Origin of the sequence: Treponema zioleckii (genome assembly GCF_014737315.1) — a bacterium.
Lineage (GTDB): Bacteria > Spirochaetota > Spirochaetia > Treponematales > Treponemataceae > Treponema_D > Treponema_D zioleckii.
The window spans coordinates 38,356-63,673 of the sequence record NZ_JPUF01000011.1; the positions used below are offsets into that span (position 1 = coordinate 38,356).

The following is a 25,318-nucleotide window of genomic DNA, read 5'->3' on the forward strand; positions in this document are numbered from 1 at the left end:
TTCTACTCCACAACTATGCCGACTTCAACGCTTCTGTTGAAATTCTCAAAAGTGATAACACCATCTTTGCAAGAAAAGCAAACGTCAAACTGGTTGTTTACAGCTTCTTCCCACATATCGATGTAAAAATGCGTATCGTCTTCCATGCAAAACAAGCCCACGTCATATCCCAGCTCTGGGTATTCTTTTTCGGTGTAATCGCGGACTGTTTTCAAAATCGCGAGGAACTTTTTTGCAATCAAAAGGATTGTCGGCTTGACTCTCTCAAAACTCACTTCGTCGACAACATAAATATAGACTGAGTCGTCGTCGCAAACGTGCGGTTTTGTGATTCTGCAACAAAAATCACCATCTTTTTCTTTTTGGAGCACCAAATCTTCGATTTTGTCAAAAAAATAATTTTCTGAATAACTCTGCATAATTTTCTCCTTTTGCGTAAAATCTTTCTCTTAATTTACCTTTTTATTTTTGTTTTTTAGCCGTTTTCTCTCCAAAATAGGCTTTAAACAAATGTTGTTTCAACACTTTTTCAAGAAAACGGCTCGACAACAAATTATTCCTCGTTGCAAAATCTCCTGCGGCTCACTCCATGCCGTTGGTATCATTCAGTCATCAAGTTCCAGCAATTCCACATACATCGTATCTATAACCTTTCCGTTTTCATAAAACCGGCTTTTGTCCGCAAATGCAATTCCTGCGGCAAAAATGAACGCAAAGAACAGTGCAATTTTTCTCATTTTTATCTCCTCATTTTTTAATCCATTTTAGTTTTGCGCCGGATTTATTTATGCTTATCATTTCGTAATCGGTCAAAGCCGACGTTAAGTGACTGCATAAAAAATCAAAATCAAAAATCTGCTCGGATGGAACACTGACCGTTATGAATTTTGTCCTGTAAAAAATCCTAATTGTCGGCGGCGCGGGAACGACGGATTCTTCTCCGATTCTTACTTTCCGCTTTTGATACCAGACTTCCGTGGAATCGGTCAGTTCGCCGTTTTCATAATGCCCTTCGCTGATGAATATTCTTGGATATGAATCCTGATTGTATTTGTTTTTCTCAAGCTTTTTCGACTTGATGATTATCTCGGTATCGCCCGGCAAAACCTCATAGTTTTTATACGCGTCACAGGACAATATAATAGAAGAAACTTGCTCTTTTGTGACTTCGTTTTTGAAGTCGCCCGGATTTTCGTTTGAAAAAGCTTGCGCCAAACCTGCAAAAAGAAAAAATGCCGATAAAATTCTTTTCATTTTTTACTTCCGTTTAACATTCCGCTCTGGAAATTTTTTGTATTCTTCCGCACATTACTAAATGCAATCATAAATGCTGCTCCGTTTTTTTTGCCGTGAATAGCCTTGCTGCGTTCAGAAAGAATTGCTTCAAGTCCTGCACGGATAATTCCATTGAATTTTTCGCGCGGAAATCGGACTGAATTCAGATTCCTTATTTTACCGCGTCTTGAATCATAAAATCCCAGAAGCTTTACAATTTTTGAATTGCAGAAAACTAAAATATTTGAACCGTCATCAAAATGAGCTTCGCTGTTGCTTGAATTTCCCATATCAAAAAACAAACTGGGCATGTCTTTTCCGCAAACACCAAGATATTTTATGCGGTCGGTTGTTGAAACCCAGTCTCCGTCAATAAAGCGGCACGAACCGCGACGAAACTTAATGTAATTTTCTGCAATCGTTCTGTCGGAATACTCGTTAAAAAATCTGTCGTATTTAAAATCCGGCTCAAGGATTTTTTCAAAGGCAGGAACGACCAGACAAAACCATGAATGCGGAGATTTTTTTTCCGTAACAGCGGCCATTTAAATATATGCGGTAGGTTCCCCACGCAATAAATTCATCGTCAAAAAACTCGTCAAAATCAAATTCAAGCGCAAATTCCCTTTTGTCGCCGATTACGATTTTTTCTCCGCAATAAGGAAACTCTCCAAATTCCGGAGCCGGCACAAATACATCCTGTTCATCATCGTCTGTGTTTTCTTCACTCATTTTTTACTTCCTTCCATAATTCATTCTCCCTTAAAAATCATAAAAACCTTTGTGTTCCCACTAATTTGCTTAGCTTCATAACCTAAGTCATTTTCCATGAATGCCAGAATCCAGCCCGAAGGCAAAACAACGCACCACGCCCAGCCGCGCAAGTAAAAACGCAAGCCTAAAAAAATATTTCAAATCCATTTTACAAATCCCCAGGATTTTTCCGTATGACTTATTGCTTCGGCAAGCGTTTCAAAAAATCCGCCTGACGCGCAAACTTCACCGACCGACAAAAAATTCTCAAAGCAAACTTCAAAGCATTCACACTGCCTGTCGTTTGAAACTTCCATTTCGTCTTCTGCGTCGCCTGACCCCGGAAAAAAATCCCTCCGACAGATGAACGCCTTATATTCCCGCACGCCCGCGTAAGAAAAAACTGCGGTTCTAACGATTTGATTTTGAAAGTCGATTTTCATCTTCGCTCCCAATAGCCAAATTTCTCTTTGTCCCACGGTTCTTTATAATGAAAGAAACAGATAAAACGCTCAAAAAAGTTTAATTTTGCATAATAGCCGCGGTCAAGAACCGGGCAGAACGCAAAATAATCAAAACCGCTCACCACAAAAATATCAAAGCCAAGTCTGTACGCACCGTTTGCCGACTCAAAGCATCCAAGGTTCACTAATTTCTGGGCAAAACGAAGCGATTCTGATTTTTCACAACAACGACGGAGCAACTCTTTCTGGCTGAACAAATCTTCCTGCCCGCATTTTATTCCGCCGTCATCCGTGCACAAATCAAGAAATCCGTCTCCGTCCTCCCACGTCAACAAATACACCGTTGCATTTTTGTTTTCCGGCAGCACAGAATCCAGAGTTTCCATAAAATCGCGCGCGGAAAGTTTTGTAATTGTTTTCATTTTATCTCCGAATTTTCTCACACATAGCAAGTAAAATAATCCATCGAAAAATAAAGCTTTGTTTTTTTTCAGGATTTCTGCAACTTCGCTCAGCCGGAATTTTCTGTATTCATGGATTTCTCCGTGCTCGTCTGCAAAACTGTTGCTTATGACTTCCTGAACATCGCAAAAATCAAAATCTTCAGGCACTTCAAAAAAACAGGTTGAAAAATGCGTACCAAAGTTAAAAAGTTTTCCGTCGCGCATTTTAAGAACAAAGCCTGTAAAAGACGGAAGCGTTTCGCCGCGCACCTTTCGGAGTGTTTCAAGCGGAATTGCGTTCCGGCTTTTTTCGATTTTTTCGATTGACGAAAAATCTATCGTGTTTCGCTTCAAAAGGAATAATTCCAGCATTTGACGCGGTTCAGAATCCTTGAGGCGTTTTTCGGCAAGGTCAATCAGTTTTTCCGCAGAAGAAAACACCACGCACGGCAAAAATATTCCGCCATCCAGCGTAACAGCCGCCCTGTAACTTTTCCCGTAAATTTCATCCTCAATCGGCTCAATATTTTCCGAAAGAAAATCCATGATTTCATCTTTCTTCATTTTTATTCTGTCTCCGTTTTTTCGGTTCTGCGTTTCTTGAATTTCAGCCTGCGGATTCGGAGTTCCTCGCCGTTTTCAAGATATTCAAAATCGCTTTTGTCAAAATATTTTATGTGAGCCGGGCGGATTTCGCATAGTTTTCCGTTCCGGTATTCAAGGCAAATCAAAATGTTTCCGGCCACAAGCTCTTCAAGAAAATCGAGGTAGCCGAGCTGAATGCCCACGCCGTTTTCGTCAAAAAAGTAAAAGTCGCCGTGGCAGTGCCAGTCCCAGTCCGAACAAAAAGCACAGCGCACATCGATTGGATCTTCGGCATTGTAAAAGCGAATGCAGATGTCGTCCGCCAAAAATGCCGAAAGCACGTTTTCTTCGACTTCGACTTTTACGCCGTACTCCGAAAGAAAATCTTTTATCAGCGCAAAATCGTAGTGAAAGGCAAAAACCGCATTTGAAAGCATGGATTTGAGAACGTTAAGCATATCGCGCTTGACCGATTCAATCTGCTCCAGTTCCTCCGCGTCAAAAGCCGGCGTGTAGATTTTGCCGGAAGTGTTCAGTGCGGGAAGGTTCGAGCCGCGGACGAACTTTGAGTAAAGCGGCGTAAAATCGTCGCCGTTCCCGATAAAATCGCGCGAAACCGACTTTGCCAAATCGTCGATGATGTTCCATTTGTCAAGAAAATCCGAGCAGTCGGAAAAATCAAGGGCATCAAAATCGAAGACCGTCGTGCATTTGTCCGCCTTCCTGTTTTTTGAACGGAGATAATCGTCGGCGGATTTTTTGTCGCGGAATGCGACGACGCGCGAGGAATAGTTTTCAAAATAATCGTCGCCCTCGTCCGGCGAACACCAGATTAAAAAGTATTTTTCCGATTCAAGAACGAACCCGACGATTTCACAAAAGTTTTCGCTCACTTTCATTTCCCTTCGTATTCAAAAAGCTCATATTCCACGCCAGTCTCAATCTCACAGCCGTCAATCGTGGAATAAGTAACGCCCTCGGCAATCAGCGGCAAAAAGACTTTGTTTATCGCGTCCACGCTCGCCTGAGAATTTTCCAGCGTCAAAAGGCCTTCCGCCGCATACATTCTGCCGCTCGGACTGTCGCCTTTCAAAAGATTCAGGAACACATTTTTGTCATTTAGCTCAAGCAGTTTTTCAAGTGCAATTGTTCCCGTTGTTTTCTGCGCTGCCTCGCCGCCAATATATCCGTATTCGTCAGAAGAATCCGCAGAAAAAAGAAAATCGAAATATTTCTGATATTCGCCCGGAATCGAAATATTTTTTATTTCGCCTACAATCGATTTTTTATGTTCCGCAAATTTTTCGTAATTCGCACTGAAATCGCGCTCAAAGCGATACTCGCTGTATGAAAAATCGCCGGCGTTATTTGTTTTCAATTCAAACAGATTCTGAAAATCCTTGCGCGTTTTTTTGACAAGGCTCGCTTTAATTTTACCAAAAGCTTCTTCGCCAACAGAAAAAATCAGTTTGCACGGTTTATCATCGTAATAGATATAAGTCACGTTCAGAGTCATATATCCGCCGTAAAAATTTCTGACCGATTTTTTCAATCCGAATCCACGCAATTCCGTCTCCGGCACCCAGCCATCGCTTTTTCCCGACCGCAGAAAATTTTGTATTTCCGAATCAGAAAAATCATTTTTCTGGATAAAATCTAAGGCGGAATTTAAGATTTTCTCGTCTTTTTTTACCCACCCAGATTTCAGGCTTTCTGCAAAACTCTGAGTGATTCCCAAAAAGATGCAAAGGGCAAAAATCAAAATCAGTTTTTTCATAATTTCGTTCATACCGCGATTCTATCACAATTCAGGGGTTTTCTCATATTGATTTGCCGGGTTCACAATTTTTTAATAAAATCAAAGCATGAATATTCAAGTTGAAAGCCTTTTTGGCGACGTTGACCTAAAATCCGACGCACCAAAAAATCCTGAATTGATTGCCGAAATTACAGACATTTGCTATAAAACGATGAAACTTTTCGGACAGCACGATTCACGAGAGACAATCCTGAAACTGCTGGAGTCAGATTTTGGATTCAAAATTGTGAGCGAGTCCGCTTCGGTCGATTTAATGATTGATACCGACATCAATCATATTTACGAACCCCGCCATTAATTCAGCTTTTTCATTTGCATTTTCTCTTAAAATTCCTGCCGTTTTTGAAACAAATCTTCCAGCAACGCTTGGTTTGAAACACGCCCGGAATACATGTTCAATTATTGCTCGGCTAAATGTGGATTTTTCATCGCGTCTGCTTTTTTCTGATGCTCGGCCATAATCGGATTCCAGTAGTCGTGATACTGCGCTTCGTAATCAGAGCCTTCCGCGCTGACTCCGGCTTTAATCAGTTCAATCAGCAGTTCGCTTTCAAACCAGTTTTTTTGATATTCATATTCGCAATTGTAAAGCGTTCTTCCGTAGTCGTTGTACAAATATTTCTGCTTGAAAAAATCTTCCTCGTACATCGGGGAAAAATATCCGGAGAATGTCGCGCCGTTGTGATAGTCAAAAACGGAATCGCTTGCGACGAAACTGTATTCGTTGATTACCGAGATGTTCAAGCCGCCTGAACGGTCAGGCGATTCTCCAAATCCGTCAAAAATTGCGCTGATATAGACGCTGTTCTTTCCTGTAGCGGAATACGAGCCTTTTGTGATTTCGCCTTTTTCGTGCGCGCCACACCAGAATTTTCCGTCCGGCAAAAAATGATAGTGAAAAACAGACGCTTTGCCTGAAGCCCAGCACGGAAATGCGCAAAGATAATTTTTGATTTCTTGAGAATTGCGCGGCGCAACAAATGCCGGTCGTTCCTTTGAAATGTACCCTCCGAACACCCAACCATATTCCGCCTCATCGCCTTTCCACTCGTAGCGCGGAATCAAAATTTCTACCCACGGAGCTGTTATGCCGTCAATCGTTTCTTCTTTCCCGATTGCCACGACTTTAACGGGCAGCCTGTGCTGGAGTCCGCAGAGCCTGTTTGACTTGAGCGAGGGCTTATCCCGAACGCGCAAGCCTTCCTGCGAATCCACATACATCGTGTCGATAACCTTGCCGCCCTCATAGAAGCGACTCGTGTCCGCAAACGCAAGCGACGACAGCACGACCGCCGCCGACAGAATCAGAAATATCTTTTTCATTGTGATTTCCTCCCGATTTTAGCAAAGTTATGCCGAAAAAGTGCGGATTGAATCATACAACACTAAAATTATCCCGGAAACAAACGCCACCCCAGCAGAAAAAATCAACGTAAAAATCAAAGTCAGTTTTTTCATTTATTCCCCCGTGTCATCTTTTAGAACAATCGCCAGTTGATAGTCAAAATTGCAGACGACTTCTGCCTTTATGCCTTTTGGAACTATTGCCCTGTTGAATTCGTAGCCTACGTTTTTCGTGTAGAAAGAGCCGCCCATATACTCTTTGCCGTCAAACTCCGTTTCGTTATGATGGTCTGCAAGGTCTATCTTGTATTTCACATACATTTTCTTGAACTCCAAAAGAACTTTGGGATTTTTAACCGACGATTCATTTTTGATACTGCATGTCCATTTACAATCCCATGATGGAAGAATATGTTGCGCTTCAAAAGTCATATAATGAAAGCCTGCATACAAAAGACCAAGCGTGAGAAAAAGAGTAATAAAGCCAGTCTTTTTTCCCTTTTTCTTGAATGTGCGTATCACCGTCCGAACAAGCAAGACTGGAATGCCAATAAAAACAGCCAATATGAACAGTATATACACCAATAAAATCATAAAATTTCCTTTCATTTATGACCAATAATAAAAGCTGCCCGTAAAATGATATAAAAATCCGTAGAATCCAAAATATCCGAAAAAAAGCAGATTTATAATCATAACAAAATACATGAACTTTTCTTTTGGGGCGGCCTTTGCCTTAAAAAGTTTTCGGGCTGAGGCAATAAGAGCCAGCAGCGAAATGATGAATACCGGAATTATTATTGGCATGGGGTACTTGATGTACAAAACAAAACAGAAAGGCAAAGGCACAATCTCAATGATTTCTGAAAGAGCATTGCACGCGTATTTTTTGATCAAGGCGGTAATTCCAAAAGCAGAGAGCACAAACACCAAAATTGAGCCTATTGTATAGAAGATTTCCGCAATATTATCCCACACCCGCGGCGACCATTTTTGATAATGAAAAAACATTTCAAGCTGCACGGCTTCGGAAGGCGGAAAAATAAATCCGTGAAGAATACTCACTGCAACAATCAGAAAAATCAGAATCTCTGAGGCAAGAAAAAATTTGACAGGAGTTGAAAGCGTGTTCTTCATAAAATCTCCGGGTAAAATTATTTTCCGTTGTTGATGTAGAAGATAAAACAAGTGTCGTAAGGCAATCCTTTAACGTAAAGCCAGCCGTCTTTATTTGTCTTTGCGCGGATCCTGCCGATTTTATCGCTCGTTTCAAGTTCTTCTTTTGTATATTTTTGTAGCCTTTGCATACCTTCATCCCAGTCATCATCTTCGCTTGCCAGCCGTTCCTCAAACAAAACATAAATCGTGCAGTCGCAGTTCTTAACGGGCTTTTTGTTGTCATCCAAAATTATATCTTTACAGAAATTTTCGCCGTCGAGCGTGATGTTTTCAAGCGAAATAATCCGGCTTTCTTTTACGCTGTTCCATTCTTTGGAAGATATTACCGAGTAGTCCCGTGGTTTTGAGGCACAGGAAATCAGCGAAAACGAAAAAGGAATCAAAATCGGAATCAGAGAGAAAAACTTTTTCATATATTTAAATATAGCATATTCGCTCAAATTCTCACAATAAATTATGCGAGTTTTGGCGCAAGCATTTTTTTCGATTATTGAAGTTAGTCAAAAACTAAACTAGGATAAAGACATGTTATTTTTTAAGAAGAAAACACAGTATGAAAATACAGGGAAATTTGCTTGCAAAAATTGAAAGGAACGGCAAAACTTGTTATGGCGTAAAAAAGATATTATATAAAATCGAGGGAAATTATGAATATTAAAAAAAAGCTTTTTTTACTTGCATTCATTGTGCTGTCTTCAAGTTCGTTTGCACAGCGCTTAAAAGACAGAAGCTACTATGTTGAAAACTATCAGTATAGCGGAGCGGCGGGAAATAATGTCGGACTTATTTACAGCAATGACCGTGAATTCATGGCCGCTATTGAAAATGGCTTTATCGATGTAAACTATAAATACGAACGCGGAAGGACTTTATTATATAAGGCACTTCTCGAATACCAGTATAAACCGGAAATTTTTATACGGATTGCGGACTTCCTTGTAAAAAACGGTGCAGACGTCAACATAGCGGATGATGACGGTGATACGCCTCTTCTGTCTGCCGTTGATAATTACAATGACTATCATACCGATGGCAAACTTGATACCCGAATCATAGATTTTCTTTTAAAAAACAAGGCCGATGTAAAAGTTAAGAACAATATGGGTATAACAATTTTGTTTTATCTGTGCAAAGCGAAAAAACCGGAAATTGATTTAGTAAAAAGGTTAATAAAACTCGGCGCTCCGTTAAATACTCCTTCGGACTATTCTTATTCGCCTTTAACCTATGCACTTGAGAACAAAAATATAGAGCTTGCCCGTATTTTGATTGAGAGTGGGGCAGACGTAAACCTTAAGGACAACAGAGAAAACTATCCGTTAAATTCAGCATGTCATATCGGTGATTTAAATTTTGTAAAATTCATGATTTCTAAAGGTGCAGATGTAAATGTCAAAGGCCGTGACGATTACACTCCGCTGCATTATGCAGTTGACTCTGGTTCCAAAGACAGTCTTGAGCTTGTAAAGCTTCTGGTTGACAACGGTGCGGATGTCAACGCTGCAACAAAAAACGGGTATACTCCCCTCATATTTGCGGGCTGGGAGAAAAACTCTTTTGAACTCATCAAATATCTTGTAAGTAAAAAAGCCGATGTCAATGCAAAAACTTACGACGGTTACAATGTCGGAATGTCATGTGCAAGACAGCTTGATCTTGAGTGCTATAAATTCCTTGAAAAAAACAAATTTGATTTTAAATCAGTGGATAAAAACGGCGATACAGTCCTGCAATATTTTACGTCAGTTGTTACTTGCGAAAACAGGGAACAGCTTTTGTATTATTCAAAAGTTATGGAAAAAGAAGCGGAAATTGCAGAAATCATTGCTTTTCTTGCAAAAAAATGCGGTATTAACCGTAAAAATAAATATAACACAACACCTTTGCATACAGCCTGCCGTTCTATCATTGATTATACCAAAATTATTGAGCCGCTTATTAAAAACGGTGCAGATGTTAATGCAAAAACAGATTCTGGCTGGACTCCGATTTTTTCCTGCGGCGAGAGTCCAAAAATGGTTCAGCTTCTTGTTGATTCCGGTGCAGATTTGTCTGTAAAAGACAAGTACGGAAAAACTTATCTTGACCGATGTGAAGAAGCGTTAAAAAACAACCCGAATATGTCGGAAGTTGTTGAAATTTTAAAGGCAAATTCCAAAACCAAAAGAAATACAGTTTTGTTCAGCTTTGCGAATACAATTATACCGACAAAGCACTTGAAATGCTCAAAAAAGGCAATGTAAAAGACTTTGATGATTATGATGAAAACGGCTATACGCCGCTTTATTATGCGGTAATAAACAAAAATCTTGAGCTTACCAAAATACTTCTGGACAAAGGATGTGACATAAACAGGCTCCATCAGAAAAAAGAAACGACTGTTTTGTGGTATGCAGTTGATACGGGAAACGTGGAAATGGTAAAGCTTCTGCTCAAATACAACCCGGATTTAAGCATTAAGAGTAAGGATAATTTTTACACTCGAAAATCTTACATACTTGGAACAGGTATAGACGCAAGTACAAATAATGGAAGAAAACAAAAATACGAAATTGTAAAGCTTCTCCTCGAAGCCGGCTGTAATCCTAATGCCACTATTGAAAGTGATAATAAAAATTATACAATAACCGCATCCTGTTGCAGGAATGGTGACGAAGATTTAATTGAACTTTTAATTGAATACGGCGGAAATCCTTTTGCAGTCTGGGAAGCCTGGCTTTGGAACCACAAATACAGTTTTTCAATCATAAGAAAAGACATTTATAATGAAGGCATCGACTATGATAAAAAGAATGCGGTTTACCGTGGGCTTGTAAAGTATTATAAAAACAAATTCCTCGTTGCAACCGACAATCTCAGGATAAGAAACGGATACAGCCGTTCAGACGGAACCATTACTGCAATAAAAAAAGGCACGAAGGTAAAAGTGCTTAATGCCGACAACATGGAAATCATAGATGACATTCATTCATGCTGGGTGGAGGTGGAAGTGCTTCCCGGCAGTGTTGACTCAAATGGCAAGGCAATTCCTAAAGGAACTAAAGGCTGGTGTTTTTTAGGCTACCTTGCTTCCGAATAGTCAAAATTCAAAAATTAAACTAGGATAAAGACATGTTATTTTTTAAGAAGAAAACACAAAAAGAAAAAATTGATTTTGTTTTAAACGGACAGATAATTACAAAAACCGTAAGACTTATTAAGACAGTCGAATTCAACGAAAAAGGCCTGGAAGTCCATTCAAAAATTGAAGGCGGACTTGAAACCTGGAACGAATACGATTCGGACGGAAATTTAACTTCCCGCAAAAATTCAGAAGGTTATTCGGAAATCCACGAGTATGATTCAAACGAAAATGAAATCCACATGAAGGATTCCAAAGATTACGAAGAATTTTTAGAATATGATTCTCATGGCAACGTCATTCATTATAAAAATTCGCTCCGCCGTGACGAAAAAAATGAATATGATTCTGACGACAATCTCATCAAAAAAATTGTCAATGACAAAGAAATCATCGTTTATGAATATGACGCTTTCGGCAATTTAAAACACAGCGTTTCTTCAACCGGCGAAGAATGGAATTACGAACGCACCGAAGACGGAAAGGTTTTAAAAGCCACAAAAAATAAAGATTACGGCGAGTGGTACACTTATGATGAAAATGGAAACATGCTCAGCCAGGATTCATCAACCGGTGTAAAATCTCAATATGAGTATGATTCAAAAAACAACATGATTCATTCGCTCGACGAAAACGGCTATGAAGAATGGTTTTCCTATGACGAGCACGGAAACAAAATCCACTTTAAGGACGGTACGGGTCTTGAAGAATGGTGGGACTACGATGAAAAAAACAACGTAATCCGCACCCGCTATGCCGACGGCGATGAAGAGTGGATTTTAAACACCTACTATGCTGACGGTACTTTAAAATCCGCAAAAACCTACGTTCCGGCGTAAAACACGTAGTTTTCCGACAGACCTAATATTGAGCCCATTTTGAATACGTGATAGATTCTATTCATGGCAGCAAGTATTTTTGACACAATTGCCCCGAAAATGCTGGAAAGAATCAGAGCCTTAAGATTGATTGACGACGATTTTATGACGGCTGTTTTCGGTGGAAACAATAAGTTAACCGAGTTTTTGCTAAAAATTCTTCTTTCCCGCGATGATATAATCGTAAAAAGTTGTATGACGCAAAAAGACATCCGTAATTTATTCGGTCGTTCAGTAAAACTGGACATAATTGCAGAGGACGCAAACGGCAAGATGTTCAATGTGGAAATCCAGCGGGCAGATAAAGGAGCTTCAGCAAAGCGGGTTCGCTACAATCTTTCAATGCTCGACAGTCATACGCTGAAAAAACGGTCTGATTTTTCTGATTTACCGGAAACCTATATCATTTTTATTACAGAAAATGATTATCTAGGATTGGGAGAGCCGATTTACAAAGTGCAGAAACATTTTGACTGTAAAGGCAAAAACGGCGAATATTTGCCATTCGACGACGGTTGCAATATAATTTATGTAAACGGTTCATATCGCGGAAATGACGCAATCGGCAAATTGATGCACGACTTTTTTGAAGCCGATGCAAACGCAATGTTTTATAACGAAATCGCCGACAGCGTGCGGTTCCATAAGCAAGACGAAAGGGGGGTGAATTCTATGTGCAGGATTTTTGAAGAATACGGCGACGAGCGTGCAGCTATTGCAACAGCAAAGGCAAGAGCCGAAAGAAATATTGAAATTGCAGAAAAAATGCTCCGGCAAAACAAAATGACAATAGAAGAAATTGCTGATATTGCAGACTTACCTCTAGAGCGCGTAAAAGAACTTGCTGAAAAGCTCGGTGTATGTGCAATGGCATAAGCCTACGAAAGCTGCCGTCTATGAGAGTTTGCATGGACGGCGTTTTTTGTTTTACTGGCTATTCGGTTTTGCTGAATTTTGAAGCACCCCTCAAGATTTTTCCCAGCTGGCTAATAAATAATAAAATGGGAATGTCGCGAAATGGGCAAATCCAAGTTTTAATTTTCTTCTATAATTGATATTACTTTGTGTAATATTTTTATTTTGCCAGTTTAATTTCTATTTGATTAGAGTTATTGTCGTTGTGTCAGTTCTGTTTTGAATGCCGACATTTGCTATGGCTGAGTATGTGTAGGAATTTAGCCAGCCTGATTCAATGTCAAAGGTGGCAGTGGTAAGAAATGAGTATTTTGCATCTTTTAAGGATTCCGCAAAAAAATCGTCAGTTGCAGAAGCAGTTTTATCTTCAGCCGGTCCGAATTTTGAAGCCAAAAGTTTTACCAGTTTTATTATTTCATCGTGTTCTGCATATATTTTTGATTCTATGGTGAGTGAATCTTCAGCCTCAGACACCATTAACTCTGAAGTACCGTGCATTTTATAGTTCAATAATAGCGGCACCGGAATTATCGTTTCATATTTTGTTGGAGTATCTATCGAATATTCATAAGCATAAAACTGATGAATGCGTTGTATATCTTGAGCCGCATACTGTTTAAAAAGTTCTTTATTGACATAAGTTTGTTTTAGCTGCTTGTATACTTCGCTGTTGAATATCTCACTGTCTTTTGGATGTGTTTTTTCAAAAATAGTGAATGATTTTTCTGTTTTTTCAATCAACTGATCGATATTTAATATATCAATAAATGAACCATTCTGGTCTATTTTAAAGATAATTTCCTGCTGAGCCAGCTTCTGAATAAGGAGGGCTGCAATTGGATTTTTTTCACCTGTATGATAGTCATAATATTTCCAGCTTACAGTATATGACTCATCATCCATGTCAAGAACTTCCATTTTTATCCGGCTTTTTATATTTGATATGCGTTCACCACCGTTTCGTTTGTCAATTCTTGATTTTTGATAATTATATTCTTTTACATCACCTTTATTCCAATATGTAAACAATGGTATGTATTCATCATTTGCATGGCACAGACAAAATTGCATTAAAATAAAAAAACATATTACAGCTTTTTTCATCATCGTATTCCTTATATTTGATTTTACATTTTCTGATAACTGACTGTATAAAAATGTAGAGCTGATATTTTTCATCATATTTCAGAATTAAGCAAGGCGTGGCGAAAAGTTACGGGTGGCGGCAATAATGTTTTTTAAATTCAATTTTTATTTGTTCAAGTATTCGTTTACATAATCGGATTTTATAAAATATCGGATAAATAATGTGTCTTTCAGGATGATAAATAAATTCATTGCCACAGTTCTTAACGAATTGTTTATTAATGACATAATTATTGTTGCGGAGCTTGCTAAAATGCAAAATCCCATTAATCCAATGAATGTTTTTTTTGCGATTTTCTTTTTTTGAATTATTAAAACAAAATTTGCAATGCAGAGGACTGATATCAGCCAAAATAAAATGGCAGGTAATATTCCAAAATTTCTAAGTGCAATCGAACCGCATAAAAGATAAATAACGGATTCTATAAACATCAGAATTGTAACAACAAATAAGAATCCATGAACTTTAGATGCTTTCCGTTTACTCAGATTTTCATCTGCCAGTGTATATTTCTTTTTTATATTTTCTATTTCTTCCGAAGTGTATTTTTCTATTTTCGATTTCAGTATCAAAAATTTCAATTACTTCTGGTAAATATTCATTCTGCTTTAGAATTCCTTCTAATATTAATTTTTCATTGGAATAAGTTTTTTATATTTTCTTCAATTTCTTTTAAATTCATTTTTTCCTCTATATTATCAATTTATCTCGTACAAAGTATTGAAAATGTAGTATTCATTATACTGTTTGTTTATAAAATCCTCAAAGTTGATTTTTCCATTGAGCTGGCCTTCTATTTGAATGTTATTGTAAAAATCTGTCTGGATATCGGTGTAAAAAAGGCATTTGTTGACAGGTGAATATTTTAGGGCAAGTTTTAGGATTTTTTTGATTGAATCAAACATTGCACTCTCAAACCTAAATGGAGGAAAGTCGTTCCGCAAGTTTTTTTCATCATTTTTTTTATCAATTGAAGCCTTATTTTCAATATCAAAGTCCCAGTCAATCAGTTCGCTTCCATAAAAGAACCAAGTTCGTCCAAATTCTTTGTTACCTAAATGCAGGATGGTTCCAGTTTCCTTATCCAAATATTTCTGAAACAAGCCCCTGTGACTGATTAGTTTTGTATTTTGCCGCACAAAAAATGGAAGCCTGCTATTTTTTATTGGCAGCAATCTGTTGCATCCAAGAGAAACAATCTCAATTGTCGGCATTTTTAATCTCCGTTTCCTCCGAACAGTTTACCACTTAGTGCAATCATAGTTCAATCTCCGGTCATAGAGCGGCATGGTTGTTTTACGAAATCAATGCAGGGATTTAAGAAATGGGGCGGAATCCCTGCACACGACATTCATTGCCCCTACACCTTAAACTGGTCTACCTGGGTGCCGATTTCTTCGATGGAAGTTTTTACTTTGCCGGAAATTGCGCCGAGGGTATTTCCGGTTTCGCTGATTTTTCGGGCACCGTTAGCCATTTCATCCATGCTTTCTTTCATCGCCATTGTTGAATTCTGCAGCTGCTGGACTTCGGAGAGAATAATTTTGTTTCCCTGTTCCATTTCTGTGGAAGCGGTTCTTACTTCAATTCATAGTGTGGAGAAAGTCAATAATCTGCTTTGAACCTTCGTTCTGTTCTTCCATTGCGGCTTTTATCTGAATTACGAGCGCGTCCGTTTCTTCAAGCCGTCCTGAAACACTTGCAAAGGTTGAACTTGCTTCCCCGGAGGCTTTTCCGGCAGAGGTTATTTATTCTCTAATTCTTTACAGAACGCCTCAAACATATCATCAGACAAATCTTTTTCATTGATAAAAATGTATTTGCCATTCTTAAATTCAAAAACATGCAACCTGTCTTCCTTGAAATATTTTATGTAATCCTGAATTGGATATTTTACAATTTTTTCAAATGATTCTATTTCCACAAAGCCGTTTTCGGTTTTTATTTTGATGTTTGTTGGTTCAAGAAAATTATGATTATACTGTTTGCTGATTATTTTATAATTTCGTAAAACAGCCTTTTTATAGGAACGCACGTTTAGTTTATCTGCAAAAATTATATTCACACACGAAACAAAAACCATGATTACTGGAATAATCATACCAATTATGACTCGCGTACGAAATGCAAAAATAGAGAACGCTAAAAAGACAACAAGGAAAAAAATATACACAATTCTTCTTCTCCTGTCATTCTGTTTTGATATGTTGCTTAATTTTCGCATAATAACTGCTGAATCTATTGAATCTTGCAGAGTCAGTTTAAAATTTAATTCCATTGTTTTCTCCTTGCACCCATGTGATTACGTCCCTGCGCTCACGCCAGTTTTCATACTTATGGCTGAATTATGTCCAGATTTCCAAATCCAAAGATTATCTCATCTTGGTTTATGACGCAAGCGCAGTCAAATTTTGTTATGAGGAGGAATCGGATTTTGCCGTTATCGGTTTTCCATTCGGATTTTTTCTTCAACTGCTTTTTGAGTTGCTTGAACTCGGCTTTTGAAATTCCGACTTTGTAACAAACTGGAAGTTGCGTTACAGTAACGGGGATTCCGCCTGAATAGTCGTTTTTTATGGCTTCGATATTTTGGTCTTCAAGCGGGATTTCTGTTTCTTTTGTAAAGAGCCATTTTATAAAATCGATGTCGTCAGAGTCAGTTTTTGAGAGCGTTTTTTGTGAATAATATTTTTCGTAAAAATCAGAGTGTTCTTTAATCTGTTTTAGAAGGCGCAGTTCATTTAAAATATGGCAGCGGAAGAACTTTTTTGATTTTGATTCATACAGCCAAAAATCATTTTGAACCGAATATTTTCTGCCGTCATCCAAGTATTCGATTGTGTAAACGCCCTCGTCAATGCAGGCTTTTTCTGCTTTTCCGAGCGGGATTTCTTTTGCGGCCTTGATTTTTTTGTCGATTGATTTTAATGCATCCGCATATTCGGTGTTTATCGGGGCTGAAACATCATCTGGCTCTGGAATCCGAGTTTTGGCAATTTCCAAACAGGATTTTCCGTTTTCAAGTAAAATTACGACATTTGCCTTTGGTTCATCGTGGGCAAAAATGTTCTGTAAAAAAACAGCTGACAATGCAAAAATCATCGTAAAAATCAAAATAAGTTTTTTCATTTTTCAACACCTTCCACAAGATTGATTGAATCAAAATCCTTAAAATTCAAAGAAATCATATAGATAAAAGTCTTCGGAAGTTTTCATAATTTCTTTTTTGGATTCTTCACTGATATCTGCTATAAAACTGTCTTTTATTTTGTTCCAGCTGTCTTGATATTTGGCAGATTTACAAAACGACTCGAATGCTTTGAGTTTTTTTTCTTTATAATCTTGCAGGCTGTATTCGCCTTGATTTATTTTCTTTCCATCAGTGATTTTTATTAAAATGTATTTTTCATACTCGGACAAATAACCGCCATGAACATACGATACCATTTTTCCCTGGGGAACAATCAACATTCCTGAATAAGAATCGCATAAAACCGGTTTGTCGGTTTCAAACAGCTCTGAAAAAATTGAAATCGTTTTTGGTTTGAAGTTCTTGGTTTCATCCGGATTTTCAGCAATTTCTATTGTCGTATCAACGATATACAGTGAAGAATCGATGATTTTAAATTTGGCAACATATCCGCGCCAACATGCGGTGGAAACCATTAAAACATATTTTTTTCCGATGTCATCAAATTTTTGTTTGAGTTCCGGATTTTTGAAAAACAATGATTGCAACGGATTTGCGTACAATTTTTTTTCATCATCATTCAGGATTAAAATATCCGGCTTTTGTGCCGTGGCAAACAATCCTGTTTTTATTGAAGCCATAATAAGAATCAATACGAAAATTTTAAATTTTGCTTTCATTTTTTTCCTCCAAAATAATTGTCATATTGCAAATTTTTAGGTTAGTTTTTTATTTCGTGCTTGTCCACGGATTGTTTTTATATTCCCAGCCATCCGTAAGGTAACCTGCGAAACACCAGCCTTCAAGCCCTTTTTCCGTGCGGATTTTTAACCACGGCAATTCAACTGTCCCGTCAAATGAAACAAAATTGCCAATTTCAAGAACCTCTATTCCCTCTTCAGGAATTTTTATATAGCCAATCACTTCATAATCCAGTCCCTGCTCTGAATATATCATCAAATCGTCAGTAGCCCTATATTTGTGACCGACAAAACGCACTTCGTCCAAAACTTTCCAGCCGTCAATTATGACTTTATCGTAATCGGCGATTTTATAGCTGCCGGAATCCTCATCAAAATAGAACTGATAATGATAATAAAGCTCAATGGGAGTGAACGACGGCATATCAATTGGAAAATAATATTCCTGACTATCAAATGGACTCTCATCAATGCCTTCTATATCTTCCCCATCGCTGTAGAACCAGTAACTGTCATAGTTTTTTTCATCTGCGTGTGAAAAATGGCACTTGGTTTTAAAGAAAACTTCTGGTGGCTCTTGATTTTCAGAATAGATTGAGTCATCTTGAAGTTCTTCCATTATTTTTTTTGATTCGCCGAACGAAACTTCCTGGCAGTTTTCTTTATCCAGATTTTCGGAATATGCCTCCCGCATTTTTGTTACAACAAGAGGATTGTGCATATGCCAGATTTCTTTGTTTTCGTATTTTTCATAAATCAACACATCTTCAGCCGAAAAGCTGTCTTTCCAGTTTTTGCGGTACCATTTTTCGCTAGGTTCTGCGGGTATTATTCTCTTTTCTACCGTAAATCTTTTTGACTTTACATATTCATAAAATTTTTCTGGATAGCGGTATGTACAATTTTCCCTTTCATAAATGATTCGACCAGAGTCATCATAGTCATACCATTTTTTAAATCCGTTAGAATCTGTGTAAAATTTGCACTTTCCTTCTTCATCAAAATAAGTTGTTTCCTTAATGCCGTCTTTTGAAATTTTTATTTCTTTGCGCACATTGGCATTTTTATCACGCCACACTTCAATTCCGTCTGAGTCAGTGGAGCGAATCCAGTTTTCTTTTTTTATCTCTTGTTCCAATTGTTTTACATATTTTTCAGCCTCGTCAAAACTCATGGACTGATCAAAATCTTTGTAATTAATTGCTTTATCTTTGCAAGAACAAAACAATACGAAAGTCAAAATGCACAGAAGAAGTTTTTTCATTTTATTTTCCAGCAACCTTATTCTTATTCAAATATTTTAGCTTCTTTTATTTTTCCATTTGAATAATATTCGTAAACGGTTCTTCGTTCTCGTCCGTCACTGGACTTAAAGTAAATTTCATTGCCGTTTGAATCATATTCAAAAAAGAGTTCTGTTCCATCTGAGGATTTTGCATGAATACATTTTCCGTCGGCATTAAATTCCTGCCTGAGCCTGCCTTTTTTGTCGAAGGAGAGGACGCTGTATCTTCCCCAGCCGTCAACCGTAAGCGAAGAGCCGGTCATTCCACGGAATGATTTTCCAGAAAATGTCCGTGTCAAAAACTTTGTGCTGAATAGTGACGGCATCTTTCGGAAGCGAAATTTTCCTGATTTCGTCGGAAAATGCGGGAGAAGCTAGGGCATGGAGCGACAAAATAGCAAGTGCGATTCGTTTTTTCATTTGCTTCATTTTACCACGGATTTTGCTTTTTCAAGAATGTACGGCAGCACAATGAGCACGGCGAAAAACGCGAGAATGACCGCGAACGGCAGAAGCGGGCAGATTTTGGCTAGTCGGGTTTTCATTGTGTTTCCTCCTCTTCTCTGAGGAACCCGCGCATTATGTCGCCGATGTAGTTTTCCGCCTGCTCACGGTAAAAATAGTTCGTGAAGGTGTTTTCGAGCCTTATCAGTTCCGTCTTGATTTCGTACATGTCGTTGCACACGCCCATGTAGCCGTCCTCCGTGAACCAGTAGCCGCTGTCGCCCTCGTCGTAGTCGCGCCTCCATGTGCTTGCGACAGTCCAAAATGAGGATTCGAAATCTTCTTTGTCCTTGTCCGTCATGCTCAGAGTCTTTTTGAACGATTCGCGCATTTTTCTGTCGTTAAGATATCTGTAGATGTCGTACTCCGTGCGAGCGACAATCCGCGCGTACTCATGCCCGAAGTAAGTGCCGCCGCCGATGACAATGCCGAACATACGGTTTATGCCGCGGTAGATTTCGTTGAGACTCTCGCGGATTTCAGCGATTTCCGACTCCCGCCCGCAAGCCTTCCGCTCGTTCTCTTTTCCGAGCAAGAGCGCATAGAGCATAAAATACTCGTCCTGCCCAGCCTCGCCGCCGAACAATTCGAGGTGCGAGCGCGTTCCGTAGAGTTTTTCAGCGGGAAGCACCTTTTTGGAGAATTGCAGAAGTTCGCCCGCATACCGCTCGGCATATTCAATGGCGGATTTCTCCGTGCTTTCGCCTTCTTCGGCTGACTGCACGACCGCCTCGCTCGCGGGAATTTGTGCGATCTGCTCCGCCGTCCACCCTGTGCGCTGCGGCGCGTTCTTTTTCTCGCACGACGACAGCACGACCGCCGCCGCCAGAATCAGAAATATCTTTTTCATCTTCCTCCCTAATCCAGATACGCGCCGAAGACCCAGCCCGTTTGGGTGAAGTCGCCGCCGTCCACGAAACGCTCCCTGTTCACCGCGCGCACCTTGACCCAGGCGGAGGTGCAGCCGTCAATCGTGGCTTTTTTGCCCTCTTCAAGCGCCTCTAGTAGCGTGCCGCCCTCAATCGTGCCGATTACCTCGCCGCCCGTACCCGCGCTTGAGCGCAGTTTGAGGCGGCAAATCGGATTCCAGTAACTGCCTTTTGTGAAGCAGCCGAAGCGGCTTCTTCCTGTTGGCTCACCGCTTTCAAGGCTGTTGGATATACTGCGGAAGTCATAACGACTTCCGTATTGAACCCAGCGGTACACCTGATTTTCGGTAACAGTGCCCATCTCGTCCTTCTGATACTGATAGACATAAACGCCATCGTCATCAAAATAATGATACGCCAAGCCATCATAGCCCACATCCGCGCTCGTGTAGTCGTATTCGCAAATCTCGCGGAGATATGCCCTGCCGTCAGATTTGGCTTCAAGGGTGCTGAGTTTTGTCGAAAAATATCCGCCGCCCATTCCGCCTGAAAACGAATACGCCTGCAAAATCGGCACGGGCTTGTCCATATTGAGCGGATACAGGAGTTTGAGAACAGATGCCCTTGAACCAATGCTCAAACGGTATGTTTTTCCCTGCGGGTCGGTGTATTCGGCAAAGTTCATTTCCAAGCCGCCTCGAAGAAATTTGCCCTCATATGTCATTTCGTGGCTAAAATATTTTTCAAGCTGCTCACTCGTGGAAAGTTTTTCTTCCGACCATTTTTTATAAAAGTCGTTGACATCATCAAGCGAAAGATTTTCCAGAATCGGCTGATAGACGAGCGTGTGGAATCCGCCCTTTCCGTCGCTCGCCTGTGAAACGCGGTCGCTCCCCGTAACGTCGATTCCGCGGATATACTCGTAGTCGTCGGTCCAGTAAATCGGGAAGAGAGTGCCGTCCTCTATTCCCCAGCTCGAAACTCCTTTAACCTTGAGCTTTGTGCCAGCCTTCACAAAGCGAAGCCAGCCGTAAGCACACGCCGCAACAGGAGCAAAATACATAAAGCAATCGCGCACGGCAACGACTTCGCCCTTTGTTTGATACTCCCAATATTGGCAGACATAGTTCGGAAGCGAGCGCAAAAAAGAAGCGTTCGGCTTTTGCCATTCCGCGCCGTCAAGCTCAAAGTCTGCGTCGGGGTTTTTCATATAGTTTGTGGCGTTTTTTTTTGGAAAATAGTTGCTGTTCAAAAAATCCTTGTCCTCCGCGCTGAGCTTTTTGAGATAGGCGATTATCTCTTTTTCGCTCATCGGGCATTCTTTCTGCAAATAGCCGCCGAAAACCCAGCCGTAATTGTTATAATCCTCAGCTGCATCGTTTCCGTCGTGGTCTATGATGATTTTCGCCCATCTTGCTTTTATTCCGTCGATTGTTACGATTTCGCCTTCTTCCACCACGCCGATGTATTCGCCGTATTTTAGCGCACCGATTTTTTCTGCGCTCATGCTCGGCGATTTTCTGACGTTCAGCCCCTCACGCGAATTGACGTACATTCCGCGATATTCTTTTGCAAACGCACAGAGCGCGCAAAACAAAGCAAGCAATATAAAAATAATCTTTTTCATTTTATCTCAACCTCCCAGGTTAAAATCACTAAAGCACCACCACAAAAGAAGCTGGGGTGGGGAAGTAATGATATCCAAAATAATTGGTCCAGGATATCCTAAAGGTGTAAAAATATAAGTCGGGAAGGAGCGGTGTTTTCCGTAAAACCGCATAACGGGTTTTTGAGGGACAAAAAATCCGAATTCATATTTGGTGTGCTTCGAATAAAAGTCACAGTCCAAAAAAAGGAGTTTTGTACTCATGTAAACGACCTTTATATCTGCGGTAGCAATCCTTTTTTCTTCAGAAAAATCCTCCGCTGTTCCTTCGCTAATTACGATTCCCTCCGCGGGAACCCGTTCGGATTTGCCATACTGAAATTCACTAGCTCCCTTGTTAGCGGCATAACGCCAGGGAGTATCGTCTTTTCGGCTAGGAATCCGAACCGTAAATGAATTGTGACTGTCCTCGTTCCAGTCGGCATCATTATGCGGAAGAGCGATTTTTATGTATTTGTCGCTGTCCGTTTTTATAAGATTCTTGAACACAAAAACATCATAAGCTTTGCCTTCCAAATCCTGAGTTCCAATGTAGTGTCCGCGTTCGTTATCTCCGTCAAATGGCTTTTCACAATAATTGTACCTTCCCATTTCAACGACCTCGTCATGGTACATCATCGTAAAACAGCCAGAAAACAAAAATACTAAAAGCATACAAAATGTTCCAAATGCAATTTTTAAGGGCAAATGGCTTTTACCAACGATATTTGCATTTTTCATTGCGTTTTCTCCTCAATTTTGTTGATTCCCATTCATAACTTATTTTCAGCAAGCAAAATTCAACCAAGTTTAAATATAGCATGTATTTAATTCGATATGCTATAATCGGGCTATTCTATGCACGATTATTGAGAAACTGCTTCTTGTGCTTTGCCATTCCGAACTCGTTTCGGAATCTCAGGGGCTATATTGCAAATACTGAAAACAAGTTCAGTATGACGCATGATAAAATCTTATTTTTTTGGGGAGATTTTTGAAATATGAATCAACTTACACCCGCTGCAATTGCGATAATTGGCGGAGCGGACGGACCAACTAGTATTTATGTGGAAAAAGGTGCGATTTTTCAACTTCTTCTGCCATGTTTCTTGCTTTTTGCCCTCGCGGTTTTCTTTCTTGCGCGTAGCATTTTGAAAAAACGAAAGCTCGGAATAATTCTTTCCTCTGTTTTTTGCGTGATTTTTCTTTTTCCGCCCGCGGCATTTTTTCTTGGCAATTTTATGATAAACCGCCAGAGTGAAAAATGGAGCGAATTAAAAAGTGCCACTCTTCCGTGGAACGAAAACGAAATTGCAAATCATTTTTTTGAATTAGATGATTCTGAAACTGTTGAGACTTTTTATTTTAAAAGCGACTCTTCGGAAAATCGAACCGTAACATGCACATTCGGCAAAAAAGGAAAAATGCGTACGCCTCCAATAAAATCCTGGCAAATCGACGAAAACGGAATTCTATGCATTTATGATGATTCACCAGAAGAGCGAGAATGCATAAAAATCGAAAAAATCTGGCTTTCAGAAGACGTTTTGTACGCGGTGCGAAATCAACAAGTTGAAAAGTACAAGTATTATAAAAGTGATGTCTTAGAGGCAAAATGATGTTGCTTTGTCTTTTTTTCGCGGTATTTGCGATTTTTCTTCCATATTTTTTGCTGAAAGGCAGGGCGGAGCGGCTGTATTTCAAAATCGTGCTGTTTGGCACAAACGCGGTTTTGCTTGGCTTAACGCTATTTTCCTTTCAGATTTCGCGGGAAAGCGTTTATCTTTTATTGCTGTATTATTTGCTTTCGGCACTCATCATTTTTGTCAATTTCTGGCTTGTCGTTTTTGATTGCATAAAACGCAAGACGCTAAAAGGAATCCGCTTTTTGCTTCCGATTGCGCTTTCCGCGCTGCTTTCGTTCGGTATGCTGAAAATCGATTTATCCGAGCGGATTTCGCTTCTGTTTGAGTTTGGCGCGTACAAAACAGAACTCGACGACTATGTTTTCAACGGCAAAAAGTCTGAGAAAATCAGTAAGTTTGGGAAATATTCGGGGATTGTCTGGACTTCTGCGGGCTATTACAGCGTAATCGTCTACGACAAAAACAACAATCTGGATTTACTTTTCAAACAATCGCGCTCTCAATCACAATCAACAGGGCGCAACGAGGATTTTGAGCACTCTTTCATCAATTCATTGGACGGCGTTCTCAAAATCCAAGACAATTATTTTAGATGCAAATTTCATACGGAGGATTTATTCAAATGATTTTTTTTAGAAAACCTGTGTTTCTTTTTCTTGCGCTTTTCTCGCTCGCGGGCGTCTTTGCTGACGAGCTAAAGCAGCAAAAAAAGATTGTCCCGCCGATTTTTGAGCACGATGATTTTATACAGTTGGATTTTTTGACGAGCGACAACAAGGATTTGGTGACTGACAGCGAGACTGCAATTCAAATCGCCGTTGCAATTTTGTCTGGTGTTTACGGCAAGGACAAAATCGAGAAACAAAAGCCGTTCACTGCAATCGAACACGAAGGCTTTTGGTATGTTAACGGCAGTTTGCCCGGCAAAAAAGGCGGCGTGGCTCACATCAAAATCCGCAAAAAAGACGGCGCGGTCATGGGCTACATTCACACAAAATAGATTTTTGAAACGAAGGAGCGCCAGTCAAAACCGTGAAATGCACGGATGGTGAAAATGCAATATCCTAGAATTGTCGGGGCTGTCCAATAAGTTCATAACACAGTGTCATTCCGAACTCGTTTCGGAATCTCTACCCTATATGTAGCGTAGATGCTGAAATAAATTCAGCATGACAATACTTTTAGGACATCCCCCTATGCTTCGACTTCGCTCAGCAACCGCAGATGCTGAATCAAGATGCCATGATATGAAAGTCTGGGAAAAGGTGGTACTCTGATTTGACGGAATCAGAGAGTCGGCGGAAGGTTCTGCCGAACTGTGAAAAAGGCACTGCAAAAACAGCCCCTTACTTCGAAAACAAGATTAACCAAAACCGACCGCCGTAAGACATAATGCGGAACGGGGACATTTCCCCGTTACCGCGGATAGGAGTACGGTGTTCCACCACCAGACCTTCACTCCTGATTCCATTTTACTGAACGGAGGCATAACATGAAAGACTGCGAAGGAAGAAATGTGGGAATCGACCTGGGCAAAAGAACTCATGAGACTAAA

At 39.8% G+C, this 25,318-nt stretch carries 34 protein-coding genes; 8 read left to right on the top strand and 26 right to left on the bottom strand.

Annotated elements, in window-relative coordinates:
• Nucleotides 1–2: 2 nt before the first annotated feature.
• The 9 genes from JI65_RS04465 to JI65_RS04500 form a co-directional block, all read right to left on the bottom strand.
• Complete coding sequence (locus tag JI65_RS04465) at nt 3–419, bottom strand: hypothetical protein (RefSeq protein ID WP_191014183.1); 417 nt, start codon at nt 417–419, stop codon at nt 3–5.
• Between the two features lie 186 nt (nt 420–605).
• The gene (locus tag JI65_RS17515) at nt 606–737 is read right to left on the bottom strand and encodes a hypothetical protein (RefSeq protein ID WP_277950583.1); all 132 of its coding nucleotides are present in this window, start codon (nt 735–737) and stop codon (nt 606–608) included.
• Between the two features lie 10 nt (nt 738–747).
• Complete coding sequence (locus tag JI65_RS04470; RefSeq protein WP_191014184.1) at nt 748–1,254, bottom strand: hypothetical protein; 507 nt, start codon at nt 1,252–1,254, stop codon at nt 748–750.
• Nucleotides 1,251–1,820: a hypothetical protein gene (locus tag JI65_RS04475; RefSeq protein ID WP_191014185.1), complete on the bottom strand. Its 570-nt coding sequence runs from the start codon at nt 1,818–1,820 to the stop codon at nt 1,251–1,253. Before JI65_RS04475 ends, JI65_RS04470 begins: the two co-directional genes overlap by 4 nt.
• The gene (locus JI65_RS04480) at nt 1,756–2,007 is read right to left on the bottom strand and encodes a hypothetical protein (RefSeq protein ID WP_191014186.1); all 252 of its coding nucleotides are present in this window, start codon (nt 2,005–2,007) and stop codon (nt 1,756–1,758) included. The genes JI65_RS04475 and JI65_RS04480 overlap by 65 nt, the downstream gene beginning before the upstream one ends.
• Nucleotides 2,008–2,186: 179 nt before the next feature.
• A complete protein-coding gene (locus tag JI65_RS04485; protein WP_191014187.1) occupies nt 2,187–2,471 on the bottom strand; it encodes a hypothetical protein in 285 nt (94 codons plus the stop codon).
• Nucleotides 2,468–3,499 (bottom strand): hypothetical protein, encoded by a 1,032-nt coding sequence (locus JI65_RS04490; protein WP_191014188.1) that lies wholly within the window; start codon nt 3,497–3,499, stop codon nt 2,468–2,470. Before JI65_RS04490 ends, JI65_RS04485 begins: the two co-directional genes overlap by 4 nt.
• Before the next feature lie 2 nt (nt 3,500–3,501).
• Nucleotides 3,502–4,413, bottom strand: coding sequence for a hypothetical protein (locus JI65_RS04495; RefSeq protein WP_191014189.1), 912 nt, complete (start codon nt 4,411–4,413; stop codon nt 3,502–3,504).
• Nucleotides 4,414–4,415: 2 nt separating this feature from the next.
• The gene (locus tag JI65_RS04500) at nt 4,416–5,297 is read right to left on the bottom strand and encodes a hypothetical protein (protein ID WP_191014190.1); all 882 of its coding nucleotides are present in this window, start codon (nt 5,295–5,297) and stop codon (nt 4,416–4,418) included.
• Nucleotides 5,298–5,385: 88 nt separating this feature from the next.
• On the opposite strand from JI65_RS04500, the gene JI65_RS04505 reads away from it, so the two are divergent.
• The gene (locus JI65_RS04505; protein ID WP_191014191.1) at nt 5,386–5,637 is read left to right on the top strand and encodes a hypothetical protein; all 252 of its coding nucleotides are present in this window, start codon (nt 5,386–5,388) and stop codon (nt 5,635–5,637) included.
• 101 nt (nt 5,638–5,738) lie between these two features.
• On the opposite strand, the gene JI65_RS04510 is transcribed toward JI65_RS04505, so the two are convergent.
• The 4 genes from JI65_RS04510 to JI65_RS04525 form a co-directional block, all read right to left on the bottom strand.
• Nucleotides 5,739–6,662, bottom strand: coding sequence for an SH3 domain-containing protein (locus tag JI65_RS04510; RefSeq protein ID WP_191014192.1), 924 nt, complete (start codon nt 6,660–6,662; stop codon nt 5,739–5,741).
• Between the two features lie 135 nt (nt 6,663–6,797).
• Nucleotides 6,798–7,277, bottom strand: a complete 480-nt coding sequence (locus tag JI65_RS04515) for a hypothetical protein (RefSeq protein WP_191014193.1) — start codon at nt 7,275–7,277, stop codon at nt 6,798–6,800.
• A 15-nt stretch (nt 7,278–7,292) separates the two neighbouring features.
• Entirely contained in the window at nt 7,293–7,820 is a 528-nt protein-coding gene (locus JI65_RS04520) for a hypothetical protein (RefSeq protein WP_191014194.1), read from the bottom strand.
• 17 nt (nt 7,821–7,837) lie between these two features.
• Nucleotides 7,838–8,275: a hypothetical protein gene (locus JI65_RS04525; RefSeq protein WP_191014195.1), complete on the bottom strand. Its 438-nt coding sequence runs from the start codon at nt 8,273–8,275 to the stop codon at nt 7,838–7,840.
• Nucleotides 8,276–8,509: 234 nt separating this feature from the next.
• On the opposite strand from JI65_RS04525, the gene JI65_RS04530 reads away from it, so the two are divergent.
• The 4 genes from JI65_RS04530 to JI65_RS04545 all read left to right on the top strand — a co-directional run bounded on the left by JI65_RS04530 (nt 8,510) and on the right by JI65_RS04545 (nt 12,737).
• Entirely contained in the window at nt 8,510–10,105 is a 1,596-nt protein-coding gene (locus JI65_RS04530; protein WP_191014196.1) for an ankyrin repeat domain-containing protein, read from the top strand.
• Nucleotides 10,084–10,941: an ankyrin repeat domain-containing protein gene (locus JI65_RS04535; RefSeq protein ID WP_191014197.1), complete on the top strand. Its 858-nt coding sequence runs from the start codon at nt 10,084–10,086 to the stop codon at nt 10,939–10,941. Before JI65_RS04530 ends, JI65_RS04535 begins: the two co-directional genes overlap by 22 nt.
• 32 nt (nt 10,942–10,973) lie before the next feature.
• A complete protein-coding gene (locus tag JI65_RS04540) occupies nt 10,974–11,822 on the top strand; it encodes an RHS repeat protein (RefSeq protein WP_191014198.1) in 849 nt (282 codons plus the stop codon).
• A gap of 63 nt (nt 11,823–11,885) precedes the next feature.
• Nucleotides 11,886–12,737, top strand: coding sequence for a PD-(D/E)XK nuclease family transposase (locus tag JI65_RS04545; RefSeq protein ID WP_191014199.1), 852 nt, complete (start codon nt 11,886–11,888; stop codon nt 12,735–12,737).
• A 219-nt stretch (nt 12,738–12,956) separates the two neighbouring features.
• Here JI65_RS04545 and JI65_RS04550 read toward each other — a convergent pair whose 3' ends face one another.
• The 13 genes from JI65_RS04550 to JI65_RS04610 form a co-directional block, all read right to left on the bottom strand.
• Nucleotides 12,957–13,880, bottom strand: a complete 924-nt coding sequence (locus JI65_RS04550) for a hypothetical protein (protein ID WP_191014200.1) — start codon at nt 13,878–13,880, stop codon at nt 12,957–12,959.
• Between the two features lie 147 nt (nt 13,881–14,027).
• Entirely contained in the window at nt 14,028–14,504 is a 477-nt protein-coding gene (locus tag JI65_RS04555; RefSeq protein ID WP_191014201.1) for a hypothetical protein, read from the bottom strand.
• A gap of 117 nt (nt 14,505–14,621) precedes the next feature.
• Nucleotides 14,622–15,137, bottom strand: a complete 516-nt coding sequence (locus JI65_RS04560) for a hypothetical protein (protein WP_191014202.1) — start codon at nt 15,135–15,137, stop codon at nt 14,622–14,624.
• Nucleotides 15,138–15,283: 146 nt separating this feature from the next.
• Entirely contained in the window at nt 15,284–15,484 is a 201-nt protein-coding gene (locus JI65_RS17640) for a hypothetical protein (protein WP_191014203.1), read from the bottom strand.
• A 183-nt stretch (nt 15,485–15,667) separates the two neighbouring features.
• Nucleotides 15,668–16,201 (bottom strand): hypothetical protein, encoded by a 534-nt coding sequence (locus JI65_RS04570; RefSeq protein ID WP_191014204.1) that lies wholly within the window; start codon nt 16,199–16,201, stop codon nt 15,668–15,670.
• A gap of 56 nt (nt 16,202–16,257) precedes the next feature.
• Nucleotides 16,258–17,052 carry a hypothetical protein gene (locus JI65_RS04575; protein ID WP_191014205.1) on the bottom strand — a complete coding sequence of 265 codons (795 nt, stop codon included), beginning with the start codon at nt 17,050–17,052 and terminating at the stop codon, nt 16,258–16,260.
• A 39-nt stretch (nt 17,053–17,091) separates the two neighbouring features.
• On the bottom strand, nt 17,092–17,793 hold the full coding sequence (locus tag JI65_RS04580) for a hypothetical protein (protein ID WP_191014206.1): 702 nt from the start codon (nt 17,791–17,793) through the stop codon (nt 17,092–17,094).
• A 49-nt stretch (nt 17,794–17,842) separates the two neighbouring features.
• Nucleotides 17,843–19,078 (bottom strand): SH3 domain-containing protein, encoded by a 1,236-nt coding sequence (locus JI65_RS04585; RefSeq protein WP_191014207.1) that lies wholly within the window; start codon nt 19,076–19,078, stop codon nt 17,843–17,845.
• Nucleotides 19,079–19,101: 23 nt separating this feature from the next.
• Nucleotides 19,102–19,362 carry a hypothetical protein gene (locus JI65_RS04590; protein ID WP_191014208.1) on the bottom strand — a complete coding sequence of 87 codons (261 nt, stop codon included), beginning with the start codon at nt 19,360–19,362 and terminating at the stop codon, nt 19,102–19,104.
• A complete protein-coding gene (locus tag JI65_RS04595) occupies nt 19,337–19,519 on the bottom strand; it encodes a hypothetical protein (protein ID WP_191014209.1) in 183 nt (60 codons plus the stop codon). Before JI65_RS04595 ends, JI65_RS04590 begins: the two co-directional genes overlap by 26 nt.
• 121 nt (nt 19,520–19,640) lie before the next feature.
• Complete coding sequence (locus tag JI65_RS04600) at nt 19,641–20,453, bottom strand: hypothetical protein (RefSeq protein WP_191014210.1); 813 nt, start codon at nt 20,451–20,453, stop codon at nt 19,641–19,643.
• Between the two features lie 8 nt (nt 20,454–20,461).
• Nucleotides 20,462–22,099 (bottom strand): SH3 domain-containing protein, encoded by a 1,638-nt coding sequence (locus JI65_RS04605; RefSeq protein WP_191014211.1) that lies wholly within the window; start codon nt 22,097–22,099, stop codon nt 20,462–20,464.
• Nucleotides 22,100–22,105: 6 nt separating this feature from the next.
• Nucleotides 22,106–22,858 (bottom strand): hypothetical protein, encoded by a 753-nt coding sequence (locus JI65_RS04610; RefSeq protein ID WP_191014212.1) that lies wholly within the window; start codon nt 22,856–22,858, stop codon nt 22,106–22,108.
• A 260-nt stretch (nt 22,859–23,118) separates the two neighbouring features.
• On the opposite strand from JI65_RS04610, the gene JI65_RS04615 reads away from it, so the two are divergent.
• The 3 genes from JI65_RS04615 to JI65_RS04625 are packed head-to-tail and all read left to right on the top strand — an operon-like array spanning nt 23,119 to nt 24,763.
• Complete coding sequence (locus JI65_RS04615) at nt 23,119–23,736, top strand: hypothetical protein (RefSeq protein WP_191014213.1); 618 nt, start codon at nt 23,119–23,121, stop codon at nt 23,734–23,736.
• Nucleotides 23,733–24,389, top strand: a complete 657-nt coding sequence (locus JI65_RS04620; protein WP_191014214.1) for a hypothetical protein — start codon at nt 23,733–23,735, stop codon at nt 24,387–24,389. Before JI65_RS04615 ends, JI65_RS04620 begins: the two co-directional genes overlap by 4 nt.
• Complete coding sequence (locus tag JI65_RS04625) at nt 24,386–24,763, top strand: NTF2 fold immunity protein (protein WP_191014215.1); 378 nt, start codon at nt 24,386–24,388, stop codon at nt 24,761–24,763. The genes JI65_RS04620 and JI65_RS04625 overlap by 4 nt, the downstream gene beginning before the upstream one ends.
• The last annotated feature ends 555 nt before the right edge of the window (nt 24,764–25,318 follow it).

What these genes read in the sequence shown, in the direction of transcription:
- JI65_RS04465 (WP_191014183.1), bottom strand. Translation starts at nt 419, where the DNA reads ATGCAGAGTTATTCAGAAAATTATTTTTTTGACAAAATCGAAGATTTG.
- JI65_RS17515 (WP_277950583.1), bottom strand. Translation starts at nt 737, where the DNA reads ATGAGAAAAATTGCACTGTTCTTTGCGTTCATTTTTGCCGCAGGAATT.
- JI65_RS04470 (WP_191014184.1), bottom strand. Translation starts at nt 1,254, where the DNA reads ATGAAAAGAATTTTATCGGCATTTTTTCTTTTTGCAGGTTTGGCGCAA.
- JI65_RS04475 (WP_191014185.1), bottom strand. Translation starts at nt 1,820, where the DNA reads ATGGCCGCTGTTACGGAAAAAAAATCTCCGCATTCATGGTTTTGTCTG.
- JI65_RS04480 (WP_191014186.1), bottom strand. Translation starts at nt 2,007, where the DNA reads ATGAGTGAAGAAAACACAGACGATGATGAACAGGATGTATTTGTGCCG.
- JI65_RS04485 (WP_191014187.1), bottom strand. Translation starts at nt 2,471, where the DNA reads ATGAAAATCGACTTTCAAAATCAAATCGTTAGAACCGCAGTTTTTTCT.
- JI65_RS04490 (WP_191014188.1), bottom strand. Translation starts at nt 3,499, where the DNA reads ATGAAGAAAGATGAAATCATGGATTTTCTTTCGGAAAATATTGAGCCG.
- JI65_RS04500 (WP_191014190.1), bottom strand. Translation starts at nt 5,297, where the DNA reads ATGAAAAAACTGATTTTGATTTTTGCCCTTTGCATCTTTTTGGGAATC.
- JI65_RS04505 (WP_191014191.1), top strand. Translation starts at nt 5,386, where the DNA reads ATGAATATTCAAGTTGAAAGCCTTTTTGGCGACGTTGACCTAAAATCC.
- JI65_RS04510 (WP_191014192.1), bottom strand. Translation starts at nt 6,662, where the DNA reads ATGAAAAAGATATTTCTGATTCTGTCGGCGGCGGTCGTGCTGTCGTCG.
- JI65_RS04515 (WP_191014193.1), bottom strand. Translation starts at nt 7,277, where the DNA reads ATGATTTTATTGGTGTATATACTGTTCATATTGGCTGTTTTTATTGGC.
- JI65_RS04520 (WP_191014194.1), bottom strand. Translation starts at nt 7,820, where the DNA reads ATGAAGAACACGCTTTCAACTCCTGTCAAATTTTTTCTTGCCTCAGAG.
- JI65_RS04525 (WP_191014195.1), bottom strand. Translation starts at nt 8,275, where the DNA reads ATGAAAAAGTTTTTCTCTCTGATTCCGATTTTGATTCCTTTTTCGTTT.
- JI65_RS04530 (WP_191014196.1), top strand. Translation starts at nt 8,510, where the DNA reads ATGAATATTAAAAAAAAGCTTTTTTTACTTGCATTCATTGTGCTGTCT.
- JI65_RS04535 (WP_191014197.1), top strand. Translation starts at nt 10,084, where the DNA reads ATGCTCAAAAAAGGCAATGTAAAAGACTTTGATGATTATGATGAAAAC.
- JI65_RS04540 (WP_191014198.1), top strand. Translation starts at nt 10,974, where the DNA reads ATGTTATTTTTTAAGAAGAAAACACAAAAAGAAAAAATTGATTTTGTT.
- JI65_RS04545 (WP_191014199.1), top strand. Translation starts at nt 11,886, where the DNA reads ATGGCAGCAAGTATTTTTGACACAATTGCCCCGAAAATGCTGGAAAGA.
- JI65_RS04550 (WP_191014200.1), bottom strand. Translation starts at nt 13,880, where the DNA reads ATGAAAAAAGCTGTAATATGTTTTTTTATTTTAATGCAATTTTGTCTG.
- JI65_RS04560 (WP_191014202.1), bottom strand. Translation starts at nt 15,137, where the DNA reads ATGCCGACAATTGAGATTGTTTCTCTTGGATGCAACAGATTGCTGCCA.
- JI65_RS17640 (WP_191014203.1), bottom strand. Translation starts at nt 15,484, where the DNA reads ATGGAACAGGGAAACAAAATTATTCTCTCCGAAGTCCAGCAGCTGCAG.
- JI65_RS04570 (WP_191014204.1), bottom strand. Translation starts at nt 16,201, where the DNA reads ATGGAATTAAATTTTAAACTGACTCTGCAAGATTCAATAGATTCAGCA.
- JI65_RS04575 (WP_191014205.1), bottom strand. Translation starts at nt 17,052, where the DNA reads ATGAAAAAACTTATTTTGATTTTTACGATGATTTTTGCATTGTCAGCT.
- JI65_RS04580 (WP_191014206.1), bottom strand. Translation starts at nt 17,793, where the DNA reads ATGAAAGCAAAATTTAAAATTTTCGTATTGATTCTTATTATGGCTTCA.
- JI65_RS04585 (WP_191014207.1), bottom strand. Translation starts at nt 19,078, where the DNA reads ATGAAAAAACTTCTTCTGTGCATTTTGACTTTCGTATTGTTTTGTTCT.
- JI65_RS04590 (WP_191014208.1), bottom strand. Translation starts at nt 19,362, where the DNA reads ATGACCGGCTCTTCGCTTACGGTTGACGGCTGGGGAAGATACAGCGTC.
- JI65_RS04595 (WP_191014209.1), bottom strand. Translation starts at nt 19,519, where the DNA reads ATGAAAAAACGAATCGCACTTGCTATTTTGTCGCTCCATGCCCTAGCT.
- JI65_RS04600 (WP_191014210.1), bottom strand. Translation starts at nt 20,453, where the DNA reads ATGAAAAAGATATTTCTGATTCTGGCGGCGGCGGTCGTGCTGTCGTCG.
- JI65_RS04605 (WP_191014211.1), bottom strand. Translation starts at nt 22,099, where the DNA reads ATGAAAAAGATTATTTTTATATTGCTTGCTTTGTTTTGCGCGCTCTGT.
- JI65_RS04610 (WP_191014212.1), bottom strand. Translation starts at nt 22,858, where the DNA reads ATGAAAAATGCAAATATCGTTGGTAAAAGCCATTTGCCCTTAAAAATT.
- JI65_RS04615 (WP_191014213.1), top strand. Translation starts at nt 23,119, where the DNA reads ATGAATCAACTTACACCCGCTGCAATTGCGATAATTGGCGGAGCGGAC.
- JI65_RS04620 (WP_191014214.1), top strand. Translation starts at nt 23,733, where the DNA reads ATGATGTTGCTTTGTCTTTTTTTCGCGGTATTTGCGATTTTTCTTCCA.
- JI65_RS04625 (WP_191014215.1), top strand. Translation starts at nt 24,386, where the DNA reads ATGATTTTTTTTAGAAAACCTGTGTTTCTTTTTCTTGCGCTTTTCTCG.